Annotated in this window: 1 protein-coding gene and 1 pseudogene; both read left to right on the top strand. The window is 48.5% G+C overall.

Going from position 1 to position 1,126, the window contains the following annotated elements:
* Positions 1–941: pseudogene (locus Q0200_RS07810) on the top strand (acetyl-CoA carboxylase biotin carboxylase subunit); the annotation flags it as partial.
* Positions 934–1,126 (top strand): hypothetical protein (locus tag Q0200_RS07805; protein ID WP_297939976.1); only part of this gene is annotated, 193 nt, incomplete at its 3' end. The pseudogene Q0200_RS07810 and the gene Q0200_RS07805, both read left to right, overlap by 8 nt.

Below are 1,126 nucleotides of genomic sequence, written 5' to 3'. Positions count from 1 at the left end.
AGCTAGAATCTAGCTTTGAAAGCTGCAAGCGCGAAGCCAAGGCGTTTTTTAACAACGACGAAGTTTTCATGGAAAAGTACGTCGTAAATCCGCGCCACATCGAGTTTCAAATTTTAGGCGACAAATACGGCAACATCATTCACCTAGCCGAACGCGACTGCTCGATCCAGCGCCGCCACCAAAAGATCCTCGAGATAGCGCCGAGTCCGACGATGAGCGAAAGCCTACGAAAGAGCATGGGCGTGACCGCAGTCGCCGCGGCAAAGGCTGTAAACTACACCAATGCAGGCACGATCGAGTTTTTACTCGATGATTACAACAACTTTTACTTTATGGAGATGAACACCCGCATCCAGGTCGAGCACGGCGTGACCGAGGAGATCACGGGCGTGGATCTCATCGTGCGTCAAATTCGTATCGCGGCGGGCGAGATCCTAGATATGGAGCAAAGCGACGTCATCACGCAAGGCTTTGCGATCGAGGCGCGTATCACCGCCGAGGACGCATGGCAAAACTTCATCCCAAGCCCTGGCGAGATCAGCGGCTACTACCCTGCTCTAGGCCCTTCCGTTCGTGTCGATAGCCACCTATATAAAGACTATCAGATACCACCGTTTTATGATAGCTTGCTAGCTAAGCTCATCGTACGCGCCCCTAGCTACGATCTAGCCGTAAATAAACTAAAACGCGCGCTAGATGAGTTTACGATCGAAGGCAGCGTCAAAACTACGATCCCGTTTTTGCTCAGCATTAGCAAGGAGCGCGACTTTAGGCGAGGATTTTTCGATACGTCATATGTCGAAAACAAAATGCCTACCCTGCTAGAAAAGATGAAAACCAAAGACAACGAGGACAACGAAGAGGTGATCGCTGCAATCGCAGCAGCGATACAAAGGGTAAAAGACGCTAGAAAATTTAAAGAGGAGCACGCGGATGAATGATTTTTTCGATAGTTTAAAGGATATAAAAAAAGAGCTGCAAAAAGAGCAAAATGCAAATTTGAGCTCAAATTCAGCCGCCAAAAACGCCGCAAAGCAAAATTTAAAGCCTGAGCCAAAAACCTTCAGCAAAGAAGAAGCCATCGCGCACAAAGAGCAAAATTTGCGCGATGAGTTTCTAGCCTACG

The sequence above is a fragment of the uncultured Campylobacter sp. genome (genome assembly GCF_938045225.1).
GTDB lineage: Bacteria > Campylobacterota > Campylobacteria > Campylobacterales > Campylobacteraceae > Campylobacter_A.
This window is presented reverse-complemented; position numbering and strand designations above follow the sequence as displayed.